The sequence below is a fragment of the Soonwooa sp. genome (assembly GCF_032062245.1).
GTDB lineage: Bacteria > Bacteroidota > Bacteroidia > Flavobacteriales > Weeksellaceae > Soonwooa.
This window is the reverse complement of the sequence record NZ_DAMBQF010000047.1, coordinates 1-7,092: the sequence shown is the minus strand read 5'-3', so window position 1 is coordinate 7,092 and position 7,092 is coordinate 1. Positions and strand designations below refer to the sequence as shown.

6 protein-coding genes are annotated in these 7,092 nt (G+C 31.7%); 2 read left to right on the top strand and 4 right to left on the bottom strand.

What is annotated here, in order from left to right; genetic code table 11:
- Positions 1 to 323 precede the first annotated feature (323 nt).
- Both RT037_RS13495 and RT037_RS13490 read left to right on the top strand, forming a co-directional pair.
- Positions 324 to 1,649 carry an AAA family ATPase gene (locus tag RT037_RS13495; protein ID WP_313032241.1) on the top strand — a complete coding sequence of 442 codons (1,326 nt, stop codon included), beginning with the start codon at positions 324 to 326 and terminating at the stop codon, positions 1,647 to 1,649.
- On the top strand, positions 1,646 to 2,167 hold the full coding sequence (locus tag RT037_RS13490) for a hypothetical protein (protein WP_313032238.1): 522 nt from the start codon (positions 1,646 to 1,648) through the stop codon (positions 2,165 to 2,167). Before RT037_RS13495 ends, RT037_RS13490 begins: the two co-directional genes overlap by 4 nt.
- Before the next feature lie 134 nt (positions 2,168 to 2,301).
- Here the strand turns inward: RT037_RS13490 and RT037_RS13485 are convergent, their stop codons facing one another.
- From RT037_RS13485 to RT037_RS13470, 4 genes are all read right to left on the bottom strand, one after another.
- On the bottom strand, positions 2,302 to 3,105 hold the full coding sequence (locus tag RT037_RS13485) for a DUF6896 domain-containing protein (RefSeq protein WP_313032236.1): 804 nt from the start codon (positions 3,103 to 3,105) through the stop codon (positions 2,302 to 2,304).
- 169 nt (positions 3,106 to 3,274) lie between these two features.
- Positions 3,275 to 4,075: a hypothetical protein gene (locus RT037_RS13480; protein WP_313032234.1), complete on the bottom strand. Its 801-nt coding sequence runs from the start codon at positions 4,073 to 4,075 to the stop codon at positions 3,275 to 3,277.
- 175 nt (positions 4,076 to 4,250) lie between these two features.
- On the bottom strand, positions 4,251 to 5,417 hold the full coding sequence (locus tag RT037_RS13475) for a tetracycline-inactivating monooxygenase Tet(X2) (protein WP_008651082.1): 1,167 nt from the start codon (positions 5,415 to 5,417) through the stop codon (positions 4,251 to 4,253).
- Positions 5,418 to 5,629: 212 nt separating this feature from the next.
- A complete protein-coding gene (locus tag RT037_RS13470; protein WP_023569897.1) occupies positions 5,630 to 6,928 on the bottom strand; it encodes a TIGR00341 family protein in 1,299 nt (432 codons plus the stop codon).
- Positions 6,929 to 7,092: the final 164 nt, after the last annotated feature.

Here is a 7,092-nt window from a genome sequence, read left to right as displayed (position 1 = left end):
TTGGAGAAATTTTATTTTGGTGTCGAATTTTTACAGCATATCGCCTAACGGAAAAGGGCTTTGCGAGGTGCGGGCTACTGCAACCGGAAGTGGAGAGGATAACCGAACGCTAGCAAAAACTTTTTCCATTTTTTAAAATTACGAAAAAACTAAAAAATGGAAAAGTTTTTGCGGGTATTTTCTACAAATTTTCTGAGATTTCCTTCAACCCCGCATCTTGCAAAACCCATGTTAGCCGTAGTTATATTAATAATTAGGATTTTTAAATTCACTTTACTTATTTTATTGTAAATTTACTCATTAAAATAAGCCCTAATTTTAATATGAAAGAAAATTCAAATCTAAATATAGTAATTGAAAATTTTCGAGCTATTAATAAAGCTGACATCAATATTAATGGTATTACCGTGCTAGCTGGAGAAAATGGTTGTGGAAAAAGCACTATTTCAAGATTAGTTTATTATTTGTATAAAACAATTGCTAATTACGATAACATTATTAGCGAAAACTTGAATGATGAATTAAGAAATATATATACCTTTTTGCGGATTACAATTGATGACATTTTTAATAAGAAAAGTGACAAATTAGTTAGATTAGAATATCAAAATGAATTGAATAATATATCAAGGGATTTTGATACTCAAATATTAAATATTTCGCTTTTTGATCGTTTAATTAACTTTATTACTAAACTTCAAATTTCTATAAGATTAGAGGAAGGAATTAATATTTCAGTTGTTAATCGCTTAAACTTTATAGTTAAAGACTTAACAAAAGTTAATACAGACGGTGAAAAAAATCTATTTGCTTTATTAGAGTTAATAAAAGATAAAGTTGATAGTTTGTTCAAAGAAGCTTCTGGTTTTAAGAAATCAAGATCAACAAAAATTTTCAGAGATGAATTAATTGAAGTATTTCATGATGATGAATTACCAAAAAAATTCACAATATCAGAATTTGGTCAGGAAATAGTTAGTCTTAATAAGAATAATCTCTCAATTCCATATTATATTCAAAATGTAATTTATATTGATACTCCTATGATGCTAGGAATCGAAACATTTGATAATAAACATTGGAATAATTTAAATGAAGATATAAGATTAATTCAAAATTCCACTCAAAGAAGAAATAATGTTTTTTCAAATTTAATTGCAGAAGAAATAATTGGTGGAGAAGCAAGTTATGATGATAATTTTCTTTCAAGTATGAATTATTCTTTTAAAAGGAAAGATGGAGAAATTTTTGATTTACTTGATTGTGCAACAGGAGTAAAGTCGTTTAGTATTATTCAATTATTATTAAAAAATAATGCAATTAATGACAAAACATTGGTAATAATTGACGAACCAGAATCTCATCTTCATCCACAATGGATTATTGAATATGCAAGATTGATAGTTCTTCTAAATAAGTATTTAGGTATCAAGTTTTTGATTGCAAGTCATAACCCAGATATGGTAAGCGCACTTAAAATTATTAGTGAAAAAGAAGAAAATAGTAATACTCTTGACTATTATTTGGCCGAAAAAGTAGAAAAATACTCTTATAATTATAGCCATTTAAGCAACGATATAGATCCTATTTTTGGCTCTTTTAATATTGCATTTGATAGAATGAATTTATACGGTGGAAATGATGTATGAAACATTGTAATATTTCAACAATAAACCATGAAAAAGTTAGATTGTTTCCTTCAATAGTTGAAGATATACATGATGTTTTTTTAAGAGATGGTTGCGAACTTAAGAATGCTTCTCCCTTTTATGATAAACAGATAATGGTAATAAATGGAGATGAATTGGAAAATAACTTTTGTTTTCTTGATTCAAGAAATTTATCATCAAAAAAAAAATCTGTTGATATAATTTTCATTGCAAAAGAATTGGATAAGAAGGAAATGTTCTTTACCGAATTGAAATTAAATAGTAAAGAAAATTTTTATAAACTTAATAAATTTAGTTTTAGAGACAAGGCAAACAATTCATTTAGAGCGATGGGGACTTCTGTACCACTTTCTAAAAAATATTTTATTGTATTTAGTTCAAAGGTTATAAATGAAGCAAGAAGATTTTTGTATAGACAAAATCCAAAACTAAATAATGATTTTGTTGCTATAACTACAATGGAATTTTATGCGAAATTTTTTAATAATTACGGCTAACGTTTTGGGTATTGCCGAAGGCGGGGATTTTTAGCACAAAAGTTCAATCGAAGAACGAAAGTTGAACTTTGCACAAATGCCCAATCGAAGCCGTTCAGCCCCGCTTTTGGCAATACCTTGTTGTGCGTTCGTTTTTATTTTCTCAGTCCTATAAGTTTCCAAAAGTTAAATTTAGGTTTTTCATTTTGTTTGTTTTGTTCTTGGTAAATTTTTTCCAAGTCTAAATATGATTTGATTTCTACTTTTTGTCTGTCAGCAACTACAATTCCATAATGATTGCCAACATTTGAACCTATTCTTTCAAACTTACCAAGTGAAAGCATTCTCTCATTTATCCTTACTCCGTCTGCATAGTCTTCAAAAATGTCAGTTGGTAAAGGTTTATATTTCGGTGTTGATTTAATGAATTTTGAGAAGAAGTAAGGGTCTAAGTCCCCAAACTCTTGTCCGAATACAAGTGGAACTTCTATTTCCTGTTTGGTTTTAATGTTTACAAAGCCACAATGAAAACCGTGAACATAATAATTCCAACCTTCAACTTTTCCATTAGACCTACCGTCTCTTTTAAGTTCGTTAAAAGTCTGCATTGGGAAGTCTTTATTAAATTTCAAGTCAAGTTTGCTAACCAACTTATATAGCAATTCTTCTCCCAATTGTCTGTAATCCTTTGCACATTGCTCAAAAAAGTCTTGATTGTCTTCAATTTCTTTGTCCGTTATAAGTTTAGCAATGTTTATTTCTGGTTCAATTGTGTGTATTCCAACTTGAAAGCCCACAAGTTCAGTTTTTAGGTTTTGTCCAATTGCTTCTCTTTGACTTTGAACTTCTTTTTCAAATACAAATTTAATTGTCCGTTCACGTGGAATTGAACGAATTGTGTCAAGTGTCGGAATTTGTCCAACTGAATTAATTGTTATTATGTCTGTCGTTCTGTTCAATGGTGTCGGTTCTTAAAATGACGCACAACGGTTTCGGGCTTTGCGTTCGGGCGGGATTCGGAGCACAAAACTGTCAACCAGTATTGTACTTGAATAGAAGCACAAAGCTCCAAGTTTGCACGTCAGCCCGCCTGACGCAAAACCCGTGTTAGCACTCGTTATTTTTTCGTCAGTTTGTTGCATACCTTGTCGTTATGTCCATAAATACTTCTCTGTCTGCGATTGAAAACAAAAGCATTTCAGTAAAGTATAAATTTTGTTCCTTTTCTATGTCTCCTTTCCATAACTTTTGATTTATCTGTTTTACGAGATTATTTAATTCGAAGTATGCGTCCTTTTTGTTTATATAAAGTTTTTTGTCCGAATTTTTAATAAAAAGTCTATGGTCTAAATGCTTGATGTCAGTTGTCTGATATGCAGAAATGTTTTTAAGTCTAATTAATACGTTTAGGTCAAAAGCAGACATTTTTGAGTTTCTACCTTCTGGAATAGGAAAGTATTGCTGTCCTGCGTTTTCAGATAGAATAATCCAATTAATTGAATAAGCAACACGAGAGTCGTAAATTACGTTTCTGTCGGGAAACAAATATGCTCCAACTTTTGAAGAACTTGCTATTCGGTTAAAATTTGGCTTGTCTTGATTTAAAAAGTCCCTGATTAAAGTTATTGTGTCATTGTCGCTCGCTGTTGTAATGCCACCCCAGTCTTTAATTACCCACAAACAAAGTTTGTTGAATAAGTCTGAATTTGCTTTTAAAGCGCCATTCAGTTTTTGTCCAACGATTTTTTTAAGTTGAAGTTCTTTTTCGTAAGGCGTTAATGAGTTAATTTCTCTTACTTGATTTTCAGTCAGGGTTTCGAGTTCTACAAGTCTGTCAATTTTTGCATTCCAATTGTATAAGGTCGGCAAGTCAGATTTATACCTGTCTAAATGCTTTACGAATTTGTCAATGTCGAACTGTATTGTCATTCGTTGTCGTGTCGCTTTATAATGAGTGCTAACGTTTGGCAAATTGGCGATGGAGCCGACTTTTAGCACAAATGTTGAATAGAATTACTAATCTTCAACATTGCACAAAAGTTCAATAGAAGTACTTCACCGGCTCTATTGCCAATTTGTTTGTTATGTGCCGTTTTATTCCATTTTATACATTTAACAATTGCTGAAACGTAAAGTCGGGTTTAAACATTTCAATTTCGTTTTGAGTTGATTCTTCTTGTGCTTCTTTGCCATAGATAAACATTTGCTGTTCATAATTTTTAACAGCCTCTTCAATGCTATTAAATTTTCCATCGGCTAGATTATCAGACAATATCAAGGCATCCACCAACCCACTATTTACTCCCTGCCCTGCAAAAGGCGGCATCAAATGTGCGGCATCCCCAATCATTGTTATGGGTAATGGGCGCTTGCTTTTCCAAGGCTTTTCTAAAGGAAATATCCGTGTAGCCAATCCTACAAATGACAACGTCGTATGAATCAATTCTTTGTAGCGTTCGTCCCAATCGGAAAATTCTTTCAGAAGAAAATCAACGACACTATTTCTGTTTTGAAAATCTACCTGCGTTTGGTTTTTCCATTCATCAGGTGTTTTAAAACTTATTCCAAAATGCAATGCACCATTATTATTGGGGTTAGCAAATAATAAATTACCTTGGTGAGATGCCATTAGCCGGTTTCCATTGCATAGCTGAAAAAATCCAGGACAGTTTATCTCTGGTTGATGAATATCGGCTTGTATATTGAAAGTACCTGTTTCTTCAACTTCCGTGTCGGTAACAAATTTTCTTACCTTGGACATCCCGCCATTGGCAAGAATAACCAAATCTGCTGTTTCACTCGGTTTATTCTCAAAAGTTAGTGTCCACTTCTTCTTACCAGGTTCAAGCATAACAAGTTTTCTATCCCAAATAACCGTGTCGTTTTCTAAACTATTCAACAAGATAGCCCTTAAGTCATTTCTGTTTATTTCAGGATTGTCAAATCGATTTTCGGGCTTTACATTTTTTGTGGATAAAATATTGCCTTTTTCATCAGCAATATTTACACCCATTGGTAAGGCTAAGTCATAATAAGTTTGTAACAATCCCGCTTTTTTCATTGCTTCCTGACCTGAACCTTTGTGTAGGTCAAGGGTTCCACCAAAAATTCTTGCCTCTCGGTCGTTGTCTCTTTCGTAAACTGAAACGTCTATGCCGTTTTGCTGTAATAATTTTGCCATAGTCAGTCCAACGGGTCCACCACCAATTATTGCAACGTTCTTATCACTAAGTAAATTCATTTGTTTGTCTGTATCTATTCGCATTGTCATTCAAAAATGGCACATAACGGTTCGGGGCTTTGCGAAGTGGCGGAAAATCGAAGCCGAAAGTTTCGATTTAGACGGAACGTAGCAAAAGCCAATTTCTATTTGCTAATTTATGAAAAAAAGCCAATAAAATTGGCTTTTGCGGATTAAAATGTACAAACTTTCAACTTAGCCGTTACTCCGCCATTTTGCAAAACCCATGTTACCTGCTGCCCTTATTGCTGTTGTACTATTTTTATATCGTCTGTTTTAAATTTTTGCTTTAACCACAGGTCTATTTTTTTTATATCAATTTCTTGTTTCGACTTATCTGTTTGATAAAGTAAAACAGTCAATGTTGTCGTGGAGTCAGTATTTGGATTTGTAATATGTCTTCCAATAGACACATCTTTCAATTCAGGAAATAAAATTGCTAATTCTTTTAATGTTTCTGTGTTGTCAATTTTGTATTCGTTTAGTTCTTGATTAAGGTTATTAATTATAATGTCTTTGTCTGTTAAAGTTTTATTCTGTTTTCTTAACTCATTCAAAATTTCCCCTTTAATGTCTTTGGTGTCTTGTCGAATGTTTATCTCTGTATTGGTTATATCGTATTGTAGTAGTTTCTTTTTCAAATCTTTCAATTCATGTGGTGTAAATTTTTTTGAAAGAAAAGCAAACTCTATTTTTTTGGGATTTGTCTTGTATGAAATGTTTTTATATATCAAGGTGTATCCATTGTTGGCAAACTCATTAGTTACAAATTGTTCTACCTTTTGATTAAATTTTTTTTCTTGAAATAATGTATAAGCTAAATAAAAACTTGGTAAAATCATTAAAAATATCAGTACTGTGATACTATAACGAATTTTTTTCTCAAACTTTTCATTTATAATCTTTACCGGGGGGTATTGAAGATACTTAATGATTAAGAATGTTGAAATGCAAATAAAAAAGCAGTTTATAGAATAAAGATAAAATGCCCCAAAAAAATAAGAAAAATTTGCAGTTGCCAAACCATATCCTGCTGTACAAAGAGGTGGCATTAATGCTGTTGCAATAGCTACTCCAGGAATAGGGTTTCCTTTTTCAACTCTTGTTAACGCAATAACGCCAACTAAACCACCAAAAAATGCAATCATTACATCATAAATATTCGGTGAAGTTCTCGCTAATAATTCTGATTGTGTTTCTTTGAAAGGGCTAATAAAAAAATAAATAGTCGAAACTAATAAACTAACAAAGGTAGCAATAAGCAAATTTTTCCCTGACTTTTTTAGCAAATCAAAATCAAAAATAGCTAAAGCAAACCCAGCTCCAACAATTGGACCCATTAGTGGAGAAATAAGCATTGCACCAATTATTACAGCGGTTGAATTTACATTTAAACCAACCGAAGCAATTACAATAGCACAAGCTAAAATCCATAAATTTGAACCACGAAAAGAAATGTTAGATTTAATATTTTCTAAAACCTTTTCTTTTTTTTCTTCACCTGTATGAAGACTTATAAAGTCAAAAAAATTGTTTATCATATTGTATAATAATAATAATAATGACTTTCGTCTTTTTGTTAAATGTTTGTATAGTCGTAGTTTAGGGTTGCAGGTAACGGAAAAAGTATTGGCGAAGTGCGGGCTAAAGATTTCAAAATGAACAACTTACACGAACTTGAGCAAAAAACTTTTTCGTGGAACTA

Excerpts from the sequence above, each read along its gene's own strand:
- RT037_RS13490 (WP_313032238.1), top strand. The coding sequence starts at position 1,646 with ATGAAACATTGTAATATTTCAACAATAAACCATGAAAAAGTTAGATTG.
- RT037_RS13475 (WP_008651082.1), bottom strand. The coding sequence starts at position 5,417 with ATGACAATGCGAATAGATACAGACAAACAAATGAATTTACTTAGTGAT.
- RT037_RS13480 (WP_313032234.1), bottom strand. The coding sequence starts at position 4,075 with ATGACAATACAGTTCGACATTGACAAATTCGTAAAGCATTTAGACAGG.
- RT037_RS13495 (WP_313032241.1), top strand. The coding sequence starts at position 324 with ATGAAAGAAAATTCAAATCTAAATATAGTAATTGAAAATTTTCGAGCT.
- RT037_RS13470 (WP_023569897.1), bottom strand. The coding sequence starts at position 6,928 with ATGATAAACAATTTTTTTGACTTTATAAGTCTTCATACAGGTGAAGAA.